The following is a 19568-nucleotide window of genomic DNA, read 5'->3' on the forward strand; positions in this document are numbered from 1 at the left end:
ATGTCTCAATTCCTCAACAGCCGCGAAAATGCCGTCACCGAGGCGATCGATGGCATGCTCATGGCCTCGGCTGGAGCGCTGAGCCGCCTCGACGGCTATCCGCACATCCGCGTCGTGTTGCGATCCGACTGGGACAAATCGAAGGTCGCGATTGTCTCGGGCGGCGGATCCGGCCATGAGCCGGCCCATGCCGGTTTCGTCGGACGCGGCATGCTGACAGCCGCCGTCTGTGGTGATGTCTTCGCTTCGCCGAGCGTTGACGCTATCCTGACCGCAATCCTCGCGGTGACTGGCCCGCTCGGTTGCCTGCTGATCGTCAAGAACTATACAGGCGACCGGCTGAACTTCGGCCTTGCGGCCGAACGCGCCCGTGCCTTTGGGTTGAATGTCGGCATGGTGATCGTGGACGATGACATCGCGCTCCCCGATCTGCCGCAGTCCCGCGGTGTGGCGGGCACGCTCTTCGTCCACAAGATCGCCGGTGCGATGGCGGAAAACGGCGCAAGTCTTGATGACGTCATCGACACTGCGCGGCGGGTGATCGCCAATACCCGCTCGATCGGCATTGCACTCGACACCTGTACCGTGCCGGGCTCGCCGAAGGAAAAACGCATTCCCGAAGGTCACGCCGAACTCGGCCTTGGCATCCACGGTGAGGCGGGTGTGGAGCAGATCGAGTATGACGGCGTGCGCGGCGCCGTGGCCGCCATGGTGGACCGGCTTGCGGCGGGCATGGAGGACAAGCCGCATGTCGTACTTGTCAACAATCTCGGCGGCACCTCCGTGCTGGAAATGGCCGTGGTCGTCAACGAACTGGTTCAATCGGCGATCGGCGCGCGCCTCTCGCATATCGTCGGGCCTGCTGCGATGATGACCTCGCTCGACATGCAGGGCTTTTCGATTTCCGTATTGCCGGCGGAAAAGGCCGATCTCGACTTGCTGACCAAGCCGGTCGGCCTTGCAGCATGGCCAGGCGTGACGGCGATGCGACCCGTCAACGTCATCGCCCTGCCCGATGGACTGACCCCGATCGCGCCGCTTGCCTCGCAGCATCTGCCCACCCGTCAATTCCTCACAGAGTGCTGCAAGCTCCTGATCGAGGCGGAAAAACACCTTAACGCGCTCGATGCCAAATCCGGCGACGGTGACACCGGCTCGACCCTTGCAAGCGCCGCGCGTGCCCTGATCGAGGCCCTCGATCGGCTACCGCTTGCAGATCACACCCAGCTCTTTCGCGCCATGGGCCAGGAACTCAGCCAGACCATGGGCGGCTCTTCCGGCGTCTTGCTCGCCATCTTCTTTGCCGCGGCAGGCGATGGGGCCTCGAGTGGGCTTGGCATGCGCGACGCGCTCAAAGCCGGCCTTGCCCGCATGCAGGAAATCGGCGGCGCAGAGCTCGGCGACCGCACCATGGTCGATGCGCTCTCGCCTGCACTGGACGCCTATGACAAGGGTTTTGCAGCAGCGGCCAGTGCAGCCCGCGCCGGCGCCAACCTGACCGCAACCTATCTCAGCGCACGCGCAGGCCGGGCGGCTTACCTGAATGCCCGGCAGCTCGAAGGTCACATCGACCCCGGCGCGGAGGCCGTCGCGCGTCTTTTCGAGTTTCTTTCCCTTCGACAGAGCCGGTCGGAGGGCAAACCCGCCGAGTGACGGCGGGGATCGGCGCGGCGGGAGCCATCCTGGGCGAGGTCCGCCGCAACGCAAAACACCCGCAGCTTGGAGCTACGGGTGCTTTTTGATGATTTGCTTGCGGGGGCCTGATGGCGCAGCGATCTGAAAACTCGACCGCCTTAAACCCAAAGGAACCGTCGACTCGGTGCTTACGCAGTTTGCCGAGTGAGTGTGCCGGCAGCTTCGCTCTTTACTGGGCACCGCGAAACCTGGATTTGAGGATGTCGCGCTATCGTCGTTCGGACGCTTTGGGTGTGAGGAAAGCAAGAAGTCTGTTGGTAGAACCGACAACTCCGGGGTAAGTGAGGATGCAGTTTCCAATAGGCAGGCTCTTTTCGGGAGGCTTGCTACCTGCATCGGCCTGCAATAATCCCTGTACTCCCGCTCCGGCTTCGAGGCATTAATGACGCTACCAAGCAATGAATCAATCGAAGAGCTCGTCGCTTTGTCGATGTTGCAACAAGCACGTACATTTGCCGAGGCATACGGAGGGCAGTCGCGCCTATGGCAGCGGCCCTATGCAGAGGCGCGGCCTCGTGTCGCTTCATCGATCGCATCGGTATGGATGACGGCCTATCCTCCTTCGGTAATCCCGTTGCCCGGCGAATCCGTTCTGAAGACCCTTGGCGACGCACATCTGTGGTCAGCCCTTTCGGCGATCGGCGTACGCGGTATTCACACGGGGCCGATGAAACGTGCCGGCAGTATGAAAGACGGCGTCTACAGCCCGACGATCGACGGCAACTTCGACAGAATAAGCTTCGACATCGATCCGACTTTCGGTACGAACGAAGAATTCGTTGCCATCAGCCGCATGGCGGCGGCACACAACGCCATTGTCATTGACGATGTCATTCCTTCACACACGGGCAAGGGTCCGGATTTTCGGCTCGCCGAAATGAATCATTCGACATACCCTGGTCTCTACCACATGGTCGAAATTCCAGAGGAAGAATGGCAGCGTCTTCCGGACGTGCCTGAGGGCCGGGAGGCGGTCAACCTGCCTGCCGATACCGTTGACTACCTGAGGGATCGTGGCTTGATTGTCGGCCAGCTCCAGCGGGTCATTTTCTTCGAGCCCGGCGTCAAAGAGACGGACTGGAGTGCGACCGGCCCGATTACCGGCGTCGACGGCAAGGAGCGCCGCTGGGTTTACCTGCACTACTTCAAGGAGGGGCAGCCGAGCCTGAACTGGCTGGATCCATCATTTGCCGCGCAACAGATGATCATCGGCGATGCGTTGCATTCGATCGACCAGATGGGCGCCCGTGGCCTGCGGTTGGATGCGAATGGATTTCTCGGCGTCGAGCGCCGAGTGGAGGGGCCGGCATGGTCGGAAAGCCATCCGCTTTCCGTGACGGGCAACGCACTGCTCGCTGGCATGATCCGCAAGGCCGGCGGGTTTTCGTTTCAGGAGCTTAACCTGACGATCGATGATATTGCCGCGATGTCGAAGGGTGGAGCGGATCTTTCCTACGATTTTATCACGCGCCCGGCCTATCATCACGCGCTGTTGACAGGCAATACCGAGTTCTTGCGCATGATGCTGCGGATGGTCCATGAATTTGGCATCGACCCTGCGTCGCTTATTCATGCACTTCAGAATCACGATGAGCTGACGACGGAACTCGTGCATTTCTGGACATTGCACGCAGATGATATTTACACCTTTGCCGGCCAGACCTGGCAGGGGCGTACGCTGCGCATGCATATTCGCGACGTAATACGCGAGCGCCTTTCGGGACCCAACGCCCCCTATAACCTTCCTTTTGTCACCAACGGCATCGCCTGCACGACAGCGAGCGTCATTACCGCAGCCCTCGACATTGCCGACCTGGAAAGCATCGATGACGAGACGACAAAGCTGATCCAGAAAATTCACCTTCTGCTGGTGATGTACAACGCTTTTCAGCCGGGTGTATTCGCACTTTCCGGATGGGATCTGGTCGGCGCTTTGCCATTGACACCGGCTCAGGTGCAGCACCTGATGGCCGACGGCGACACCCGCTGGATCGAACGCGGCGCCTATGATCTGACGGGTCAGAACTCTGGCGAGGAGTTTTCCGCCGACGGCATGCCGCGTGCCCGCGCCCTATACGGCCCGATCAGCGAGCAGCTGGCGCAGCCGGACTCGTTTGCCTCGCAGCTCAAACGCCTGCTGGCCGTTCGGGAAGCTTATGGGATCGCGGCCAGTCGACAAGTCTCGATACCTGATACCACTGCCCCAGGTTTGCTCATCATGGTCCACGAACTTCCGGATCTACGAGGCACGCAGGTGACCGCCCTGAATTTCAGCTCCTCGGCGATCTCCGAAGTCGTGATCTTGCAGAACGTCAGGCCAGGACCTGTCGTCGACATGATTGCGGAGTCGATCGAAGGCGACCTTACAGAAGATGGCGCATTGACTATCAATCTGGAGCCCTACGAGGGTCTATCCCTCAGAGTTGTTGGAACGCTCCCGACGCTCTAAATGTCACGCGCATATCTCTGCAAATAGCCGCGCTTGTGCGTTCGCTTGCGGGTCTACGACCCGCTTGCGGACGTGATACATGACGGGATTTTACACGCCTTGGCCGGCGGTGATCCAACGATACGGGATCTCTGACGCCTACACCTGCTGTCGAGCAACAACCAATCGCAGGACCACGCGTGCGACATTACGCTGCCTCCATGCGTCACATCAAATGGACAGCTCGAAAGCGCTCGGGATGCTGCTCCTGGCGGCATGGACCGGCACGTCGATGCGTTGTCCTGTGGTCCGGTCGTAGAGGTGCAGTGCCTCTGGCGGCAGGGTCAGCCAGACGGGCCGGCCTTCCAGTTGCTGGTCGCCGGGTGGCAGGGTCGCTGCGATCTCCCGGTCGCCAAGGGTGCAATAGGCGACACGCGAGCCACCCAGTTCCTCGACAAAGTCGACCGTCGCCGGAAGGCCGGCTCCGGCAGTTTCACTCAGCAGGAGGTTTTCCGGCCTGACCCCGACGGTGACCGGAGTTCCTTCCGCAAGGCTTGTCCGGCCGATGCCGACCCAGCCAGTTGGCGCATCGATGACGAGAGCGCCGCCGGCCCCGATGGCGGCCGGGAAAAGGTTCATGGCCGGCGCCCCCATGAACCCGGCGACGAAGACCGAGGCCGGCTTTCGGTAGACCTCGGCGGGCGATCCGATCTGCTCGACGCGACCGGCATTCATCACGATCAGCGTGTCGGCAAGCGTCATCGCTTCGACCTGATCATGCGTCACGAACACCGACGTCGCCTTGAGGCGCCGGTGCAGCTTCTTGATCTCGATGCGCATCTGGACGCGCAGCAGTGCATCGAGATTGGACAGCGGTTCGTCGAACAGAAAGACGTCGGGTTCGCGCACCATCGCGCGGCCCATGGCCACGCGTTGCCGCTGCCCGCCGGAGAGCTGCGCCGGGCGCCGGTCGAGATACTCCGTCAGGTTCAGGATCTTCGCCACAGCCTCGACCTTGCTGTCGCGCTCGGCCCGCGGCAGCTTGGCGATCCGAAGCGGATAGGCGATGTTCTGGCGCACGGTCATGTGCGGATAGAGTGCATAGTTCTGGAACACCATGGCACAGCCACGATCGGCCGGCTCGATGTCGTTCATCACCGTTTCACCGATGGAAATCGTGCCTGACGTGACCTCCTCCAGTCCCGCGATCATACGCAGGAGGGTCGACTTGCCGCAGCCCGATGGACCGACGATGACGACGAAATGGCCATCGGGGATGGTGATGTCGACGCCATGCAGGACCGGCTTGCCGTCGTAGGATTTTTTCAGGTTTGAGAGTGTCAGATCAGCCATCAGATGTCTCCCGGACGACGGTTGTGCAGGTGTGCAATCGTGGACGTGTCGCGGCCGATGCCTGCGAGAATGGGTCTGCCGCGCATCAGCGGATACCGGATTTCATGAAGGACTGGACGACCTGGCGCTGCAGGAGGACGTAGATGACGAGGACCGGCAGGCTTGCGAGCGTCGAGGCTGCCATCAGTGGTCCCCACTGGTTGCCCTCGGCCGTCATGAACATCTGGATGCCGATCTGGATGACGGAGTTTTCGGCCGTGCGGCTGAGCAGCAGTGGCCAGAAATACTCGTTCCAGGTCGAGATGAAGATGAGGATGGCAAGCGAGGCGATCGTGCCGCGCAGATTGGGCACCATCACCTCCCAGAGGATCCGCCAGTTGCGTGCGCCGTCCATCCGCGCCGCCTCGATGACTTCGCGGGGGAAGCTGCGCATGGCCTGGGCAAGAAGCAGGATGGCAAGCGCCGAGACAAGGTTCGGCAGGATCAGCGCCACGATGCTATCGAGCAGACCCATCTGGGCAATCAGCAGATAATTCGGGATCATCACCACCTGAAAGGGTACCAGCCAGGTCAGCGCCACGGCGCTATACACCAGCTTGTCGAGCGCGAATGTCCAGCGGGCGAAGGCGAAGGCGGCAAGAAGCCCGGTCAGAAGCTGAAAGGCCGTGGAGACGACGGAAAAGACCAGCGTGTTGACCAGCATGCGGCCGATCGGGATGGCCTCCAGAGCCTGCCGGTAATTGTCGAGCGACATGCTCGTCGGCCATAGGCTCGTCTCGAACATGGCATTGGCGGGACGCAGCGAACTGGCCAGCATCCAGTAGACCGGGAAAAGGCACAGGATCGACAGAAGGACCATGAGGACGTGCCCGGCCGCGGTGTCGAGGCCGGATTTGTCCGAGATGCGGCGAAGCGGGCGCGCCATCGGGCGGGGCGCGTGCAGGACGTCAGTTGTCATGGAAAGTATACCTGTCGATCAGGCGGAAGAGCACAAAGGCCACTGCGCCGAAGCCGAGGAAAAGGATGACGGCCGCAGCCGAGCCCCAGCCCACCGACATGGTGGAGAAGCCGAAATCCCAAAGGAGATAGTAGATGTTGGAGGTGGAGCCGAGCGGGCCGCCGCCTGTCAGCACGTTGATATAGGTGAAACTCCACTGCGCGCCGAGCAGGATCGTCATGACGACCAGAAACAGGGCCGTGGAACTGAGCAGCGGCAGGCGGATGTCGCGGATGATCTCCCATTTGCTGGCGCCGTCCATGCGCGCGGCCTCCACCAGGGAGGGGTTGATGTTGGCATTGGCGGCAGACAGGATCAGCGTCGAAAACCCGATCAGCTTCCAGCCGGTGATCAGGATGACGGTCCAGATGGCGGTGTTGGGATCGGAGAGGAACTTCACGGGCTTGAAGCCGATGCCCTGGAGCATCTGGTTGACTAGGCCGTAGCCGGGATCGAGCAGCCAGCGCCAGACGGCGGCGGCCACCACCGGCGCGATGATCATCGGCACGAAGATGATGGCGCGGTAGATGTTGCGCGAGCGCTCGGGAAGGTCATGCGTATAGATGGCGATCGCCAGCGGGATCAGCACGGCGAGCGGCAAAAGGCCGAAAATGTAGATCCCGGTATTGCGCAGCGACTGCCAGAATTTGGGCAGGGCAAAGATGCGCGTGTAGTTGTTCCAGCCGACATAGATCTGCGGCGAATTGGGCAGCATGTTCCACTGGTAGAAGCTCAGACGCAGCGCATCGACCAGCGGCCAGTAGATCCAAACCACAAGCAGGATGATGGCCGGAGACAGGTAGAGCCAGGGTGCCCAGCGCGACTGGGTCATCCGTCTGCGGCGGGTCGGTGCTTGTGTGGCCAGGGCCATTCTACGCTCCAGTGGGTTTGAAAGGCGTTGGCCTTTTCCGTCGGTCCGGTCGTGGCAATTCGGGCGACGGGTGTGTCACGCGCACAGACGGTCCGTCAGCGCTTCGATCTCCGCGGGCGTGAGGCCGATCCGTTGGAGATAGGCCGCGATCCCGCCATGCCCCGCATCGAGACAGTCAAGGAAGGCTTCCATCGTCACGGCGTCGCTGGCGAGCATCCGCTCGACATGGTCGGCATCGATCCCGGCCGCAAGCGAGCGGGCGCGAAGCTGCGCGATCAGGCCCTCGGCGGAGGCGGTGAGCGCATAGTCTGCCACGATGTCGGCATGCGAGACGCCGGCAGTGGCCAGAAGCATGGCAGCGACGACGCCGGTACGGTCCTTGCCGGCGGTGCAGTGGAACAGCACCATCCCCGGCCGGGCCTGCCCGATGGCGCGAAAGACCGTGGCGAACTGCGCGCCACAGTGATCCAGCGCGCTGCAATAGCGCTCTGCCATGTCGAAGGGCTGCCGCACCATTGCGATCGGCGCCAGCGCGTCGAAGAGCACGATATTGCGGTAGGACACCGTCTCGTGGCCGATGAAGGGGTGGTCTGTGACCGCAGTCTCGTGCGGCCCGCGCAGGTCGATGACGAGCGAGAGATCATCGGCGACAAGCGTCGCCAGGCTCTCGCCATTGAGCGGGTGCAGCGCTTCCCCGCGCAGGATCCGGCGCCACTGCGTGGTGCCGCCGGCCTGCCGATTGTAGCCGCCAAGGTCGCGGATGTTGTGGGTGTCGGGCAGCGTCCAGTGACGCATGGCGGCCTCCTGCTGTGCTTCGGTCTGTTCGGCTTGGTAAAAGTGGGGGCGCGCGTCGTCGCGGATGCAACGCCCCCACTCGCGCGTGGTCAGGGCATCAGCGCCTGGGCATTGACCTGCGCCTCGGTCAGGGTCTTCACCACGTCATTGGGACCGAGCACGGCCTCGGAGACGGCTTCCTTCATCATCGTTTCTGCCTGGCGATAGTTCGGGCCGGGGAAGGCGACATTGGGGGTAAGGCGGGACAGCTGTTCGAGGTTCGGACGGATCAGCGGGTGCGTCGCTGTCCAGGGACCGAGCAGCTTCGGATCGTCGACGATGTTGAGGCGAAGCGGCAGATAGCCGATTTTCGAGGTGATGATGGTGTAGCCGTAGTCGGAGGTGAGGAACTTCATCAACTCGTAGGCGGCGCGCTGCTTGACCGGATCCTGCGAGAAGGCATAGAGCGCCGAGCCCGAATTGGTGGGCGCAGTCGGCTTGGTCCCGAAGGCCGGCATGCCGGTTACGCGCAGTTCCCACTTGCCGTCGGCGGATTTGGACAGGGAGTTCTGCAGGGCGCTGGTGTAGAGATACATGCCCAGCCGGCCGGCGGCAAAAGCCTCCTGCGGATTGGCCGGGTCGAGGCGGGCATGGGCGCCGCTGTCGACCATGTCGCGCAGCATCTGCACCGCTTCAATGCCATTCTTGTCGGCGAAGGTCAGCGTGTTGCCATCGCGGACCTTGCCGCCATTCGACATCAGGATCGCCTGATAGACGAAGGTGCCGTCTGTCGGGCCATAGGCGCCGGGAAAGAAGCCGTCCACGCCGGTCTTGGCGACGATGGCTTCGGCTGCCGTCTTCACCTCGGCCCAGGTCTTGGGTGGCGTCTCGGGATCGAGGCCGGCTTTGCGGAAGAGATCAGCGTTGTAGTAGAGGATCGGCGTCGAGAACGTATAGGCAAGCCCATAGGTCTTGCCGTTGATCTTGCCGAGGTCGACGCCACGCGGGATCAGTCCGTCGGTAAGGGCAGCGTAGCCCTTGGCCCCGGCCAGGTCCTCGAGCGGCTGTGCACCCAGATCGGAGGCAAGATAGATGAGGTCGCGAAACACCAGCTGGGCAACGTCGGGCTGCATGCCGGCGGCCATATCGGCCTGCAGGCGCGTGATGATGTCGTTGGAGGGAACTCCGACAGTCTTCACCTTGATCAGCGGGTGTTCCTGCTCGAACTTGGCGATCATCTCGCGGGTGGCGTCGGCACCGGCGCTCGCCGTGGCGAGGTTGTAGTTGTAGAAGGTGATGGTCACCGGCTTGGTGATCTCGGCAGCCATCTCGGCATGCGCGGCGCCGGTTGTTAGGGCGGCACCGAGGACTGCGGCGACCGCAAGGCCGAGGAAGGTGCGTTTTCTCATCGCGGGAAGCTCCTGTTGGGAGAAGTTGGTCATTCGGTGGCGCCCGCCATGGCCGCATCCTGCTTATGGCGCAGCAGGGACAGGTCGTAGCGCTTGAGTTCGTTGCGGGTCTGCGGCAGGGGAACGAGCGCCATGGTCAGGCCCGAGGTACGAATGGTGCCGATCCCGAAGGAGGCGCCTTCGACCATGCGCAGGATGTCTGTCGTCAGGATATCGGTCGCCGCATGCTGGCCCATGCCGACGATGACGGGGATGCCATGCCATGAGGAGAACCGGTCGTGATGGATATGGCCGGAGAGGATCGCGAGGATGTTGCGGCCCTTGAGCACGCCGGCCAGCTGCTGGCTTTGGCTGAACTCGATCGTGCGCCAGTGGTCCCACGGAACAGCGTCGCCCAGCACCGGGGCATGGTGGGCAACGATCAGCTTGGGCAGATCGCCGTGCCGGTCGAGCGCCTGAGCGAGCCAGGCGAATTGCGCCGGCGTCAGGCTGCCGCCGATCTCGCCGGGGGTCGTGGTGTCGAGCGTGACGATATGGATGCCGCCGATAACCTGGTCGTGGTCATAGGGGGCATCGAGATCGCTGGTTCGGTCAAGCATGCCTTTGTAGAACCCGGCGCGCGTGTCGTGATTGCCGATCGCGTAGACGACCGGCACGTCGGTGGCGGCCATCAGCGACCGCAGCTGGCGGTAGCTCTCGACATCGCCGCGATTGGTGAGATCGCCGCTGGCGATAATGAACTGCGGCTTCTGATCCATCGATCCGATCAGCGCGAGAACGCGCGAAAGCGTCGCCGAGGTATCGCTGAACAGATGGCTATCGGCGACGGAAGGATTGCCGACATGCAGATCGGTGATGTGGATGAACGTCGTTTCGACCATGGAGAGCTCCTGCGTTGGAGCCTGTCTAGGCGCTTCCCGTCTCAGCGGGATGACGGCTTTGAAACGCTGTTTGAAATCGGCGTGGTAAACATCGGCTCCGTTGCTGCAACAACGAGGGCAATGATGCTGCTGGCATTGCCAAGATCGAGCTGGTGGTCCGTCAGTTCGTCGGTGCGGCCGCGGCTTCTCGTCATCTGCGTGCGCACCCCGAGAAGGCACGAGATGCGGAATCCGACATCGACCTCGCTCAGCCATGGCGCGATTTTTCTGAAGTGCGGGACGAACTGGCGGTGATGCTCGATATCCTCGACCATCGGCCGGAATATTTCCGGGTCGTCGCTGGATTGTGCAAGCGTCGTCAGATGACGCAGCACCCCGTAACTGGAATGGGGATCGAGGCTCCAGCGGATGGATGGCCCGACAAGCGCTGCGATAAGATCGCCGGCGCAGGCAGGTGCCGGATCGGCCCGTTGAACCGCAGCCTGAAGCAATGCCAGGCGCTCCGCATTGAGGCGGAGATAGACGCGCTCGGCAGCCGAAAAAATAAGGTGCTGAAGGGTTCCAAAATGATAGTTGACCGCCGCCACATTGGTGCCAGCCCGACAGGTAATCGTCCGCACCGTCACGTCATCGGGGTGCCGAGCAGCCGACAGCAGTTGCTCGCACGCAGTGCGCAATTTCTCTCGCGTATGGCTCACTATCATACGGTTGCGTAGCGCAAACTCTGTGACATCCGAGTGAAGGTCAAGGAGAAGGCTGGCGCGGAGACCACGCCTCTCGCGCAAATCGGGTCGGGCAGGCCCGCGAGAACGCCCGTCTCCTGAAAGGGGCTACCGGCGACCGCGCCAGAGAAGCGATGAGGTTTGTCGCAACACGCCAAGCCGGTTGGGGCTTTCAGTGAAATGAGGTCACTCGAGACCGGATATACGTGCGTCGCCAAAGCGGCGGACCTTCCGCAGGTACGTAATGAACGCGGTGAAGAACCGGAACACGCTAAGCGAAGTAGCTGTACCGGTAGGAGGGCAGGAAAACAGGCCATCACTTCGTACAACGACGTTAACGCCAGCCGCGTCGAAGCTGTCACCTCAATGATGTAGTGACCATTCACCTCCTCGTGCTCGTCGAAACGGACGTCATGATCCCAAAAGAGGCCAAAAATACTCCTATCTATGCGCGCAATCCCTCGGACCATACAGATGTGCGGATCGAGCAGCAGATCGAACTTTGTCAGGACTTTAGCAAGACCCGCGGCTGGCGTCTGCTCGAACCTACTCACACGAGGCGATCAGCGGGACGGACTATAATGGTGGGCCAGTATGTCCTGGCGCGCCAACTTTCGGGTAACCTTGGCAATCAGCCCAGAACGCGAAAGCTCCTCAGCGATCATGCCGAGGAGCTTTTAGTAGAGTTTCCCGAGTGGGAGGATTTACAAGTTTTATTGGTTTCAGGGCGTAATTGCGCCGCGACCTGTAAAATCGGCTACCTTGAACGGTTCTAACCTCCGACTCTGTTATACTAGAACTAACGCGATGAAACTGCTCAACAGAGAACGTCGGCTTGTCGTATGGAGAACGACCGATATAGGGCCGTGCGGGGGCAGTCCGCTCCTAGCGACGGTACCACGGAAGCGGACATATCTGCTCAATGAGCCAGCAGTGCCAGACGCGGGGCTGAACAAATCTTCGCCGCTAGCTCAAGCCCATTTCCGATGTAGACATGCACGGCTTAGGCCGTGTTTGATAGATCATGGCGCTATGGTCCCAAGGGAACACGGCTTTTGAGCAAGGCCCTGTTTTGGCCCAAAGCGTTTTCATTCAAAAAAGCCTCGACGACAAAATCCATCAGAACGCGGACACGTCGCGGCAACTGTCCGCGGGTAAGATAGGCGAGTTGCACCGCGGCGCCGAACTCGTCCTAGCCGGTCAAGACCTGCACCAGAGCGCTTATTCCCCGAGTTGTCTAATCTGTTGTTAAGATAATTACGACTTCAGTAAAGCAGAGTAAATAAGACGCTATCACACAGTAATCGCTCGATTTTTGCCATAGTGTGCCGACTTTGGTTCTCGCGTTAACGAGAGAACAACAATGAATAAATTATCGATTGCACTTCTGTCAGTGTCCGTCGTCATCGCCTCGCCGGCCTGGGCACAATTCTTCCCGCCTGTTAATGAGGCCCCCAAATCCATCATTGTCGCGCAGAATGGGCCCGGTTTTTTGAACGGCTATCGCGGCGAACCTGAGCCGAGAGGCGGGTTACGTCGTGGCCCCGATGGATGGTGGTACCCACTGTCGGCGTTTGCGGCCGGCTCGATGGTTGGCGGAGCGATCGCCGCGCAGGATGATGGTCCGCCACCTCCACCTCCGGGTTACGAGCCGCCACCACCAGGATACAGACCACCTGGCCACCGCATGCGTCAGGATTTGCCACCGGAACATTTCGCTTGGTGCGCGAAGCGTTACCGATCCTATGTCGCATCTGACAACAGCTATGTTCCGCGACCAGGAATACGCGCGCATTGCATGTCACCCTACAGCTAACGCGTAGTGTGAGAGCCGTCCTGATCGCGAAGAGCTTTCGTGATCAGGATAACGTTGAAGCGCTAATCAAGGCCTGCAAAATTGGCGTCACCCTTCCGTGCGGCTTTGATACCGCTGCCAACGTTCCGCTTAAGAGGCGTGCTTAGCAGCCTCATCATCGCTCTGGGTTTGTTCGGCTGTACATCGGCAAGAGAGCCTTACTCTCGAGACGATGCGCGTGGCGCCGAGATTCCCGGATTTGCAAATGTGCGCACGCCTTTGGACGGCGAAGTCGGACTATTTGCCAAGAAAAGAGTACCGCGGACACCATCTCCATTGCGGCATAAATATCTGGCAATTTCTGGCGGCGGCGCTGGCGGTGCGTTCTCTGTGGGCGCTCTCAAAGCGTGGTCGCAACGCGGCGACCGTCCAATATTCGACGTTGTCAGTGGCGTCAGCACGGGAGCACTCATCGCCCCGTTTGCGTTTCTCGGCCCTGACTACGACGATACGCTGGAGCATCTATACACGAGTGGAGTCGCTGAAGATCTGCTCCAACGCAGACCAATTATTTCTGGGCTTCTCGGCGAGAGCCTATACTACCAGAAGCCTTTAATGAACATGGTCGAGCAACACGTAACGCAAGAAGTACTCGACCGAATTGCGGTGGAATACCGAAAAGGCAGAGATCTTTTTGTCCTGACAACCAATCTCGATACTCAGCGCGGCATGCTCTGGGACATGGGCGCGATTGCCGCCAGCTCGCGCCCGGATGCGCTTAATCTGTTCCGCAATGTATTGGTGGCATCTGCCAGTATTCCCGGCGCTTTTCCAGCGGTAAAGATCATTGCTACGATCGATGGTCGAACGATTTCCGAGCTTCATTCAGATGGAGCCCCGTCTTCCCAGATCGTGACTGTTCCCGAAGCGATGTTGTCGGATACGAATGTCTCGTTGCCCGCGGTCATTCGCGGGGCGGACATGTATTTCTTAATCAACAATACACTGATGCCTGAGTTTTCTGTCACGTCCAATTCGACCGTACCCGTAGTGACGCGGGCTTACGCAAGCTTGGTTAAATCTCAGACACGGCAGTCTCTCTACGCGGCCTACGAGTATTGCAGGCGTACCGGAGTAAACTTCCACATGGCAGTCATTGACGCCCCTGTCCCCTACAATTTCAGTCAACCCTTCGGCAATGTGTACATGAGGGCGGTGTTCAAGATCGGTTACGATCGCATGGAACAGGGCCGGATATGGCGACAAAAGCCTATTTTCACTCCCGGCGTACCCTAAGCCCTTTCCGGTGCAAGATAGCTGTCTCGTTTGGCGACACGAGCATGATCGCAGCTGACGAGATCGCCCGGTCGAAAATTGAACCTCTCCAGATGGCGGCGACGCTACCGAGACCGAGCGCCAGCGGAATGGTGATCGCCATGGTGATGGCAGCGAGTGTGAGCGAGTTCGGCAGGCGTTCGGCGACGAGGTTGGCAACCGGCCGGTCAGAGACATGCGAGTAACCGAGATCACCGGTCAGCAGCCCAAAAATCCACTCGAAATAACGCAGGATTGCCGGACGATCGAGACCGAGCGTTTCGCGAAGCTGGGCTGCGGCTTCCGTCGTCACGGCCTGGCCAAGCAGTTCTTGTGAGGTATCGCCGGGCAACAACTCCGTGATGAAAAAGACCGCCAGCGACACGAGGAACAGCGACAGTCACTTCCAACGCATCGTGAATCCCGTCAAAGCACCACCGAGCACTTCCGCAAGGCGACCGACATCGGCTGTCGAAATCATCCCTCTGCGATTTTCTACGAAGGGCAGGATGCCTAACCATGCTTGCAGCTGCCAAAAGCTGCCTGCTGAAATCGCTGTGGGGCATGGCTAATTCAACGGCTGCGGCGGTGACGCTTCCAGTCCGAACGATCCCCTCAAGGAACAGTAGCAGCTCTTCTCAACTGTCTTCTGGAAGTTTCCCTTGGCTCATCCATGAGTGCGATCAAATAAAGCCATGATGACCAGCCCCGCTGTTACGCCGCCTGCAAACAGGCTCAATCCTAGAATAACACTCCTGGCTGACAGGACAGGCCGCTTGGAGAGATTTGCATCGGCTGGATTGACGGCTGAGGCCTCAGCCACGATGTCTTGGATCCGTTTCGGGGATGATCGGGGATCTTGCGCAGTCGGTTGCGCGGCTCCCCATGCAGGGACGTTGGCAACCGTCACCTGCCGGATAGTCTCTTCATCGTGTTTCACGGTGAATCTCACGGCGGAATCCGACTTCAACTTCGCGAGGACTTTCCGAGCGGCTTCAACTTCATCCGCACCCTCCACGAGCGACGTCTGGGTGACGAGGTAATATGGCATGCAGCATTGCTTTCTGTTCACGCGATTGCAGTGTGATCGACCAGGCCGACTTGCGCCGTCAAGGCCCCACAGCCTTGAACACTCCCACTCCTCTTCCCAAATCATGTTCGACCCGCTGGTCCGGGCCCCTCTGGTGAAAGTCTTCGGCGCTTTCACGATGTCGGACCCCATACCGACAGATGCCGTAAGACACGGGACCAGGATGATGATCGCAGACATTGCCGGATGGATTTTTACGCTATTCGTTATCGATCCGCTGCATGCCGAGATGCGGCAACATCTCGATAACGCTAACGCGCCGGTAGAGCTTGTGCAGCAGTCGCGCCAATGCCTCGCTATCGAGGTTCCACGCCTCATCGACAAGGCCGGCAATGAGCCGGGCTGGGCGACGGCTACAGCGATCGGCATCTCAATTGGGTGGATGTCACCTGAACGGGTGTTTGACGGTGCCGATCCGAGCTGCGGCGCGTTGCGCGCACTGATCAGCACGAAAAATACGCGCGAGGCGGAAGGTTGACCCTGGCAGGGCCCGACGGCGAGCACGATACCGGCACAGCGTCCAAGACCTTGTCACATCTTGTAGCAAACGCACGCACCCGGGACGGCCTGACGATTGCCGACGCTCTCGAGCTCATAGGGAGGTCCGGCTTCGGTTTCGTTATGCTTCTTCTGGCACTGCCGGCGCTGATCCCGATCCCCGGTCCTTTCGGGATGATATTCGGCTCCGCGCTCGCAATCGTTTCGCTTAAATTCGCGATCGGACTGGAATCCCTATGGCTTCCGTCGCTGCTAGCCAATCGACGCATATCGGCAAAGGCATTCGAAGCGTTGGAGCGGTATGCATCGCCGTTGGTCCGACGGATCGAACAATTTGTCCGGCCGGTTCGGATGAAGGCATTTGCCGGACCACGCATGCCCTACCTGCTTGCGCTTCCGGTCTTCTGCCTTGCAGTCGCCGTCGCTCTGCCAATCCCGTTTGGAAACCTTGCCCCCGTTGCGGCACTCTGTGCGATCGCCATCGGTCTGATCGAGCGCGACGGGCTCGTGGTTCTTGTCGGGCTTAGTATGACGGCCATCGCGCTCGGCATCACGGGAGCGCTCCTTTACATGGCGGCTGGCGCCATCCCGTGGCTTTGACGTTCGCCCTCCCGGACATGAAGTGCGAACGTCATGGGGGCTGAAAGAATGGAGCAGACGTCAGCCACATTTCTCGCAGTCCACCCAGATATCCGTGACTGCAACTTCGAAGGCGTCCAGGATGCAAAGCCGTTCAAACTCGACTGTCCGGTGAGACAAGGATCGCAGACACTCGACAAGCTGATGTATTGCCTGAACGGATCTGAACCCAAAACACCATGTGAAACCGGCGCAAATCGTTGATACGCCGTTCAACCGGAATCTTTTGCTGTGGATGAATTCACATGGTGATTCCTCTCTCCCTTCCCATCATATGATCTTGCGCACTTCGACCTCGAAACTCAGGACGTGGTTCATCGACGGCTTTTCGGCATCCTCGCCATGGCCGGCGCAGACGGCTTGGAGCATTGCGATCTGCTCGCGCAGAACGTCCTCCAGGCGTGGCACGAGAACGGGGAAGCGTTTCATTGCGACGTAGAGTATTCGCAGGGACAGGTTGTGATAGTGCTCGAGTGTCGTGAGAAGATATGGATTTTTCGCCGCCCGATAGATGAAACGGTGCACCCGGCGGTCAAGAGCGAGGATGTCGCTCAGCTCCCATCGGACCTTCCGTGCGCTGCAACTCATCGACCAGCGCTAGGGCCTCTACGCGCTCATATTCGCGCAGACGTTCTGCTGCCAGCCGGGTGGCGTAGGATTCAATGCGTGCCCGTGCCTCATAGACTGCGGTGAGATCGGTAATATCGACCTTGCTGACAAACGTGCCCCGGCGAGCGCCGACGACCACGAACCCGTCGTGCTGTAATCGTTGCAGGGCCTCCCGGACAGGGTCCTGCCGCTTTCAAGACTCTCCATCAGCTCGGCCTCACGCAGCAACGTGCCGGGAGGCAGTTGCGTGGTGATGATCTCTTCGCGCAGCCGAACATAGGTTCGATCGGCAAGTGTCAGCTCCGGCTCGGCATATCCTGGTTCTGTTACCAGCATTTCTTCATTCCCTTTCGACCAACCAAGCCGCTTTGGCTAAGATCGGCTCATAAATTAGGAGCCAAGGGATCAGGATGCGGGGACAAACGGCGCGGAAGTTTTCGAACTGGAACCCCGACCGCTGATGCGGCGGGCAACGACTTGGAGCTTTGACATGCGCGTACTCGTCCTCCACTCCCATCCCCTCGAAGAAAGCTTCGGCCGGGCGCTCTACAAGCTCACCTGCGAGAGCCTGGAAAATGCCGGCCACGAGGTAGACGGCTGCAATCTCTACGAGGAGGGTTTCGATCCTGTCCTCTCCGCCCATGACCGCCGCGTCTATCACGACATTCCCGACAATCTCTCCCTCGTTCAGCCCTATGTCGAGCGCCTGAGGAAGGCGGAAGCACTTGTCATCGTCTCCCCCGTCTGGAATTTCGGTTTTCCCGCCATGCTGAAGGGCTATTTCGACCGCGTCTCGCTACCGGGCGTCTCCTTTGACCTCGTGGATGGCAAACTGACTCCGACGCTGCGCCACATCAGGAAGCTCGCAGCCGTCATGACCTACGGCGCCACCCCGATGCGCGCCTTCCTCGCCGGCAATCCGCCGAAAAAGATCGTCAAGCGCGTCATCCGCGCCCAGATCAAGATCGGCGCCCCAGTCAGATATCTCGCCCACTACGACATGAACAACTGCACCGAACAAACCCGCTCCGCCTTTATAGTCAAGGTCCGCCGCGAGATGGAAAACTTCTGAGAGAACGCAGCCGGTCAGACCACCGTGGCCGCCGTCACCTCGACTTCGACGAGGAATTCCGGAGACGTTGAACGGAAGGCCCAAGGTCTCCTAAGCTAACTCTGCCGTCTATCGGTCTGCAGCGTCGCTGGTACATCGCAAGCCCACTGAACGTTGTCTGGCCCCGTTCACCAACGCTCTGTCCCAGGCGGACCTTTGAACGGGCCAGCAACGGCTGAGGTGATCCATCCGCCGTAGAACGTCCCGGCCTGGGGCACAACGGCCTCGTCGTCTACGAGGCACAAGTCCATGGCCTTTGGGTAGAAGGCTATGAAATCCTTAATCAGGGCAAAGGATGTCGTGGGATGCGCATAGGCCCAGGCTGCGTTCCTGCTCGTTTTGTCGCCCGATTGAATATCGAAATAGCGCGCCTGTCCTTTCCACTCGCAGATCGAACTGCTGCTGCTCTCAAGCAGCATAGATAGATCTACGTCGGCGGGCGGAAAATAATAGGTCGGCGGATGGCTTGTTTCGATCGTGCGCACTGCGGCCGTCGTCTCCGCGAGAACACGGCCGTTGTAGATGATTTTCAAATGATTGCGCACAGGCTGGGCGATGCTCGGCCTCGGGAAAGACCAGACACTCTCCTGTCCGGGCAGGCATGGGTCTGGAACGGGATAAGTAAGTGTAGCCATGATGTCCTCCAGTCCGTGCCAGGATGCATCAGCGACGGTAATTTGCAAGGCCGGAAGGGCGACATGGCTGGTCCTCGCAATCGGCCGTCTCAACAATCATTTAACCTGCGCCGCAGCCGCCGGCGCATTTCAACAAGATGCTGGGTGAGCGCGCCGACACATCAGCTGATGAGAAGGTTATTACCAACGACATTGCTGACATACAGGCTAAAACCAACCCGGTCGTCGCTCAGATAATCTCTATTGTCCGCAACGGGAACAGTGCAGACGCTTAAGTCCTGCTGATGCAAAAGGCCCGCCTATACTTCGTGGAATGGCTGGCCGCAATCAACCGCTTCATCGACTATCAGGAGACACAGAACAAGACGATCGGTGCTGATGTCTCGGAGGCTGCCGGCAGCTTTCCCTACCTGCAGATGATCGGACTTGGATCTGCACTGGTTCTCGCCGCCCTCTCAATCTGGGCCGTCATCGCCAGCGTCACCGTCCCCCTCAACGCGATTGCAAAGGCAATAGGCTCGCTTGCGCACGGCAACGTCGATGTCTTGATATATAGCGAAGGCAGATCAGACGAAATCGGCGCGATGGCCTCAACCGTCGCGATCTTCCGCGACAAGGCCCGCGAACGCAGTCGTCTCGAAGAAGAGGCCTCCGCGAACCGCCCCATGTCGGAACAGGAGAGAATGGAGCGGGAGAAGCGCCGAGCGGTTCAAAGCGACTTCTGAGACCGTAGGGCGTTGGTGCGCG

General features: G+C 60.2%; 21 protein-coding genes. 9 read left to right on the forward strand and 12 right to left on the reverse strand.

Annotated elements, in window-relative coordinates; genetic code table 11:
- Window positions 1-1653: a dihydroxyacetone kinase subunit DhaK gene (locus tag ACQY1L_RS20405; protein WP_430245911.1), complete on the forward strand. Its 1653-nt coding sequence runs from the start codon at window positions 1-3 to the stop codon at window positions 1651-1653.
- A 424-nt stretch (window positions 1654-2077) separates the two neighbouring features.
- Complete coding sequence (gene treS / locus ACQY1L_RS20410) at window positions 2078-4144, forward strand: maltose alpha-D-glucosyltransferase (RefSeq protein ID WP_430245913.1); 2067 nt, start codon at window positions 2078-2080, stop codon at window positions 4142-4144.
- A 210-nt stretch (window positions 4145-4354) separates the two neighbouring features.
- On the opposite strand, the gene ACQY1L_RS20415 is transcribed toward treS, so the two are convergent.
- The 7 genes from ACQY1L_RS20415 to ACQY1L_RS20445 form a co-directional block, all read right to left on the reverse strand.
- Window positions 4355-5476 (reverse strand): ABC transporter ATP-binding protein, encoded by a 1122-nt coding sequence (locus tag ACQY1L_RS20415; protein ID WP_430245916.1) that lies wholly within the window; start codon window positions 5474-5476, stop codon window positions 4355-4357.
- 85 nt (window positions 5477-5561) lie between these two features.
- A complete protein-coding gene (locus ACQY1L_RS20420; protein ID WP_113167712.1) occupies window positions 5562-6434 on the reverse strand; it encodes a carbohydrate ABC transporter permease in 873 nt (290 codons plus the stop codon).
- The gene (locus ACQY1L_RS20425) at window positions 6424-7344 is read right to left on the reverse strand and encodes a carbohydrate ABC transporter permease (protein WP_174197838.1); all 921 of its coding nucleotides are present in this window, start codon (window positions 7342-7344) and stop codon (window positions 6424-6426) included. Before ACQY1L_RS20425 ends, ACQY1L_RS20420 begins: the two co-directional genes overlap by 11 nt.
- 75 nt (window positions 7345-7419) lie before the next feature.
- Window positions 7420-8139: a tyrosine-protein phosphatase gene (locus ACQY1L_RS20430; protein WP_430245920.1), complete on the reverse strand. Its 720-nt coding sequence runs from the start codon at window positions 8137-8139 to the stop codon at window positions 7420-7422.
- 89 nt (window positions 8140-8228) lie between these two features.
- Entirely contained in the window at window positions 8229-9527 is a 1299-nt protein-coding gene (locus ACQY1L_RS20435; RefSeq protein ID WP_430245922.1) for an ABC transporter substrate-binding protein, read from the reverse strand.
- A gap of 29 nt (window positions 9528-9556) precedes the next feature.
- Window positions 9557-10408 (reverse strand): metallophosphoesterase, encoded by an 852-nt coding sequence (locus ACQY1L_RS20440; RefSeq protein WP_430245925.1) that lies wholly within the window; start codon window positions 10406-10408, stop codon window positions 9557-9559.
- Between the two features lie 41 nt (window positions 10409-10449).
- Window positions 10450-11085 (reverse strand): TetR/AcrR family transcriptional regulator, encoded by a 636-nt coding sequence (locus ACQY1L_RS20445; RefSeq protein ID WP_174197842.1) that lies wholly within the window; start codon window positions 11083-11085, stop codon window positions 10450-10452.
- Between the two features lie 419 nt (window positions 11086-11504).
- Here ACQY1L_RS20445 and ACQY1L_RS20450 point away from each other — a divergent pair, with 419 nt between their 5' ends.
- The 3 genes from ACQY1L_RS20450 (at window position 11505) to ACQY1L_RS20460 (ending at window position 14221) form a co-directional block, all read left to right on the forward strand.
- Window positions 11505-11906, forward strand: coding sequence for a hypothetical protein (locus ACQY1L_RS20450; RefSeq protein WP_430245928.1), 402 nt, complete (start codon window positions 11505-11507; stop codon window positions 11904-11906).
- A 911-nt stretch (window positions 11907-12817) separates the two neighbouring features.
- A complete protein-coding gene (locus ACQY1L_RS20455; protein WP_430245997.1) occupies window positions 12818-12946 on the forward strand; it encodes a BA14K family protein in 129 nt (42 codons plus the stop codon).
- Between the two features lie 138 nt (window positions 12947-13084).
- Window positions 13085-14221: a patatin-like phospholipase family protein gene (locus ACQY1L_RS20460; protein WP_430245930.1), complete on the forward strand. Its 1137-nt coding sequence runs from the start codon at window positions 13085-13087 to the stop codon at window positions 14219-14221.
- Here ACQY1L_RS20460 and ACQY1L_RS20465 read toward each other — a convergent pair.
- Together ACQY1L_RS20465 and ACQY1L_RS20470 are read right to left on the reverse strand one after the other, a co-directional pair.
- A complete protein-coding gene (locus ACQY1L_RS20465; protein ID WP_430262037.1) occupies window positions 14202-14624 on the reverse strand; it encodes an ABC transporter permease in 423 nt (140 codons plus the stop codon). The genes ACQY1L_RS20460 and ACQY1L_RS20465 overlap by 20 nt on opposite strands.
- Window positions 14625-14906: 282 nt before the next feature.
- The gene (locus tag ACQY1L_RS20470; RefSeq protein ID WP_430245935.1) at window positions 14907-15290 is read right to left on the reverse strand and encodes a hypothetical protein; all 384 of its coding nucleotides are present in this window, start codon (window positions 15288-15290) and stop codon (window positions 14907-14909) included.
- A 202-nt stretch (window positions 15291-15492) separates the two neighbouring features.
- On the opposite strand from ACQY1L_RS20470, the gene ACQY1L_RS20475 reads away from it, so the two are divergent.
- Together ACQY1L_RS20475 and ACQY1L_RS20480 are read left to right on the forward strand one after the other, a co-directional pair.
- Window positions 15493-15807: a hypothetical protein gene (locus ACQY1L_RS20475; RefSeq protein ID WP_430245937.1), complete on the forward strand. Its 315-nt coding sequence runs from the start codon at window positions 15493-15495 to the stop codon at window positions 15805-15807.
- Window positions 15804-16427 (forward strand): exopolysaccharide biosynthesis protein, encoded by a 624-nt coding sequence (locus ACQY1L_RS20480; RefSeq protein WP_430245939.1) that lies wholly within the window; start codon window positions 15804-15806, stop codon window positions 16425-16427. Before ACQY1L_RS20475 ends, ACQY1L_RS20480 begins: the two co-directional genes overlap by 4 nt.
- Before the next feature lie 309 nt (window positions 16428-16736).
- On the opposite strand, the gene ACQY1L_RS20485 is transcribed toward ACQY1L_RS20480, so the two are convergent.
- Together ACQY1L_RS20485 and ACQY1L_RS20490 are read right to left on the reverse strand one after the other, a co-directional pair.
- Window positions 16737-17054: an FCD domain-containing protein gene (locus ACQY1L_RS20485; RefSeq protein WP_244508836.1), complete on the reverse strand. Its 318-nt coding sequence runs from the start codon at window positions 17052-17054 to the stop codon at window positions 16737-16739.
- Window positions 17055-17072: 18 nt separating this feature from the next.
- Window positions 17073-17411, reverse strand: a complete 339-nt coding sequence (locus ACQY1L_RS20490) for a hypothetical protein (protein ID WP_342344782.1) — start codon at window positions 17409-17411, stop codon at window positions 17073-17075.
- A 154-nt stretch (window positions 17412-17565) separates the two neighbouring features.
- On the opposite strand from ACQY1L_RS20490, the gene ACQY1L_RS20495 reads away from it, so the two are divergent.
- Window positions 17566-18147, forward strand: coding sequence for an NAD(P)H-dependent oxidoreductase (locus ACQY1L_RS20495; RefSeq protein WP_430245941.1), 582 nt, complete (start codon window positions 17566-17568; stop codon window positions 18145-18147).
- Window positions 18148-18314: 167 nt separating this feature from the next.
- Here the strand turns inward: ACQY1L_RS20495 and ACQY1L_RS20500 are convergent, their stop codons facing one another.
- Window positions 18315-18821 carry a DUF427 domain-containing protein gene (locus ACQY1L_RS20500; RefSeq protein ID WP_430245944.1) on the reverse strand — a complete coding sequence of 169 codons (507 nt, stop codon included), beginning with the start codon at window positions 18819-18821 and terminating at the stop codon, window positions 18315-18317.
- A gap of 284 nt (window positions 18822-19105) precedes the next feature.
- Here ACQY1L_RS20500 and ACQY1L_RS20505 point away from each other — a divergent pair, with 284 nt between their 5' ends.
- Complete coding sequence (locus ACQY1L_RS20505; RefSeq protein ID WP_430245946.1) at window positions 19106-19546, forward strand: HAMP domain-containing protein; 441 nt, start codon at window positions 19106-19108, stop codon at window positions 19544-19546.
- The last annotated feature ends 22 nt before the right edge of the window (window positions 19547-19568 follow it).

The organism is Neorhizobium sp. DAR64862/K0K3, assembly GCF_050500185.1.
In the GTDB taxonomy this organism is placed as follows: Bacteria; Pseudomonadota; Alphaproteobacteria; order Rhizobiales; family Rhizobiaceae; genus Neorhizobium; species Neorhizobium soli.

What these genes read in the sequence shown, in the direction of transcription:
- treS (WP_430245913.1), top strand. Translation starts at nt 2,078, where the DNA reads ATGACGCTACCAAGCAATGAATCAATCGAAGAGCTCGTCGCTTTGTCG.
- ACQY1L_RS20420 (WP_113167712.1), bottom strand. Translation starts at nt 6,434, where the DNA reads ATGACAACTGACGTCCTGCACGCGCCCCGCCCGATGGCGCGCCCGCTT.
- ACQY1L_RS20485 (WP_244508836.1), bottom strand. Translation starts at nt 17,054, where the DNA reads ATGAGTTGCAGCGCACGGAAGGTCCGATGGGAGCTGAGCGACATCCTC.
- ACQY1L_RS20430 (WP_430245920.1), bottom strand. Translation starts at nt 8,139, where the DNA reads ATGCGTCACTGGACGCTGCCCGACACCCACAACATCCGCGACCTTGGC.
- ACQY1L_RS20405 (WP_430245911.1), top strand. Translation starts at nt 1, where the DNA reads ATGTCTCAATTCCTCAACAGCCGCGAAAATGCCGTCACCGAGGCGATC.
- ACQY1L_RS20425 (WP_174197838.1), bottom strand. Translation starts at nt 7,344, where the DNA reads ATGGCCCTGGCCACACAAGCACCGACCCGCCGCAGACGGATGACCCAG.
- ACQY1L_RS20475 (WP_430245937.1), top strand. Translation starts at nt 15,493, where the DNA reads ATGATGATCGCAGACATTGCCGGATGGATTTTTACGCTATTCGTTATC.
- ACQY1L_RS20440 (WP_430245925.1), bottom strand. Translation starts at nt 10,408, where the DNA reads ATGGTCGAAACGACGTTCATCCACATCACCGATCTGCATGTCGGCAAT.
- ACQY1L_RS20455 (WP_430245997.1), top strand. Translation starts at nt 12,818, where the DNA reads ATGCGTCAGGATTTGCCACCGGAACATTTCGCTTGGTGCGCGAAGCGT.
- ACQY1L_RS20470 (WP_430245935.1), bottom strand. Translation starts at nt 15,290, where the DNA reads ATGCCATATTACCTCGTCACCCAGACGTCGCTCGTGGAGGGTGCGGAT.
- ACQY1L_RS20435 (WP_430245922.1), bottom strand. Translation starts at nt 9,527, where the DNA reads ATGAGAAAACGCACCTTCCTCGGCCTTGCGGTCGCCGCAGTCCTCGGT.
- ACQY1L_RS20495 (WP_430245941.1), top strand. Translation starts at nt 17,566, where the DNA reads ATGCGCGTACTCGTCCTCCACTCCCATCCCCTCGAAGAAAGCTTCGGC.
- ACQY1L_RS20415 (WP_430245916.1), bottom strand. Translation starts at nt 5,476, where the DNA reads ATGGCTGATCTGACACTCTCAAACCTGAAAAAATCCTACGACGGCAAG.
- ACQY1L_RS20505 (WP_430245946.1), top strand. Translation starts at nt 19,106, where the DNA reads ATGCAAAAGGCCCGCCTATACTTCGTGGAATGGCTGGCCGCAATCAAC.
- ACQY1L_RS20490 (WP_342344782.1), bottom strand. Translation starts at nt 17,411, where the DNA reads ATGCTGGTAACAGAACCAGGATATGCCGAGCCGGAGCTGACACTTGCC.
- ACQY1L_RS20500 (WP_430245944.1), bottom strand. Translation starts at nt 18,821, where the DNA reads ATGGCTACACTTACTTATCCCGTTCCAGACCCATGCCTGCCCGGACAG.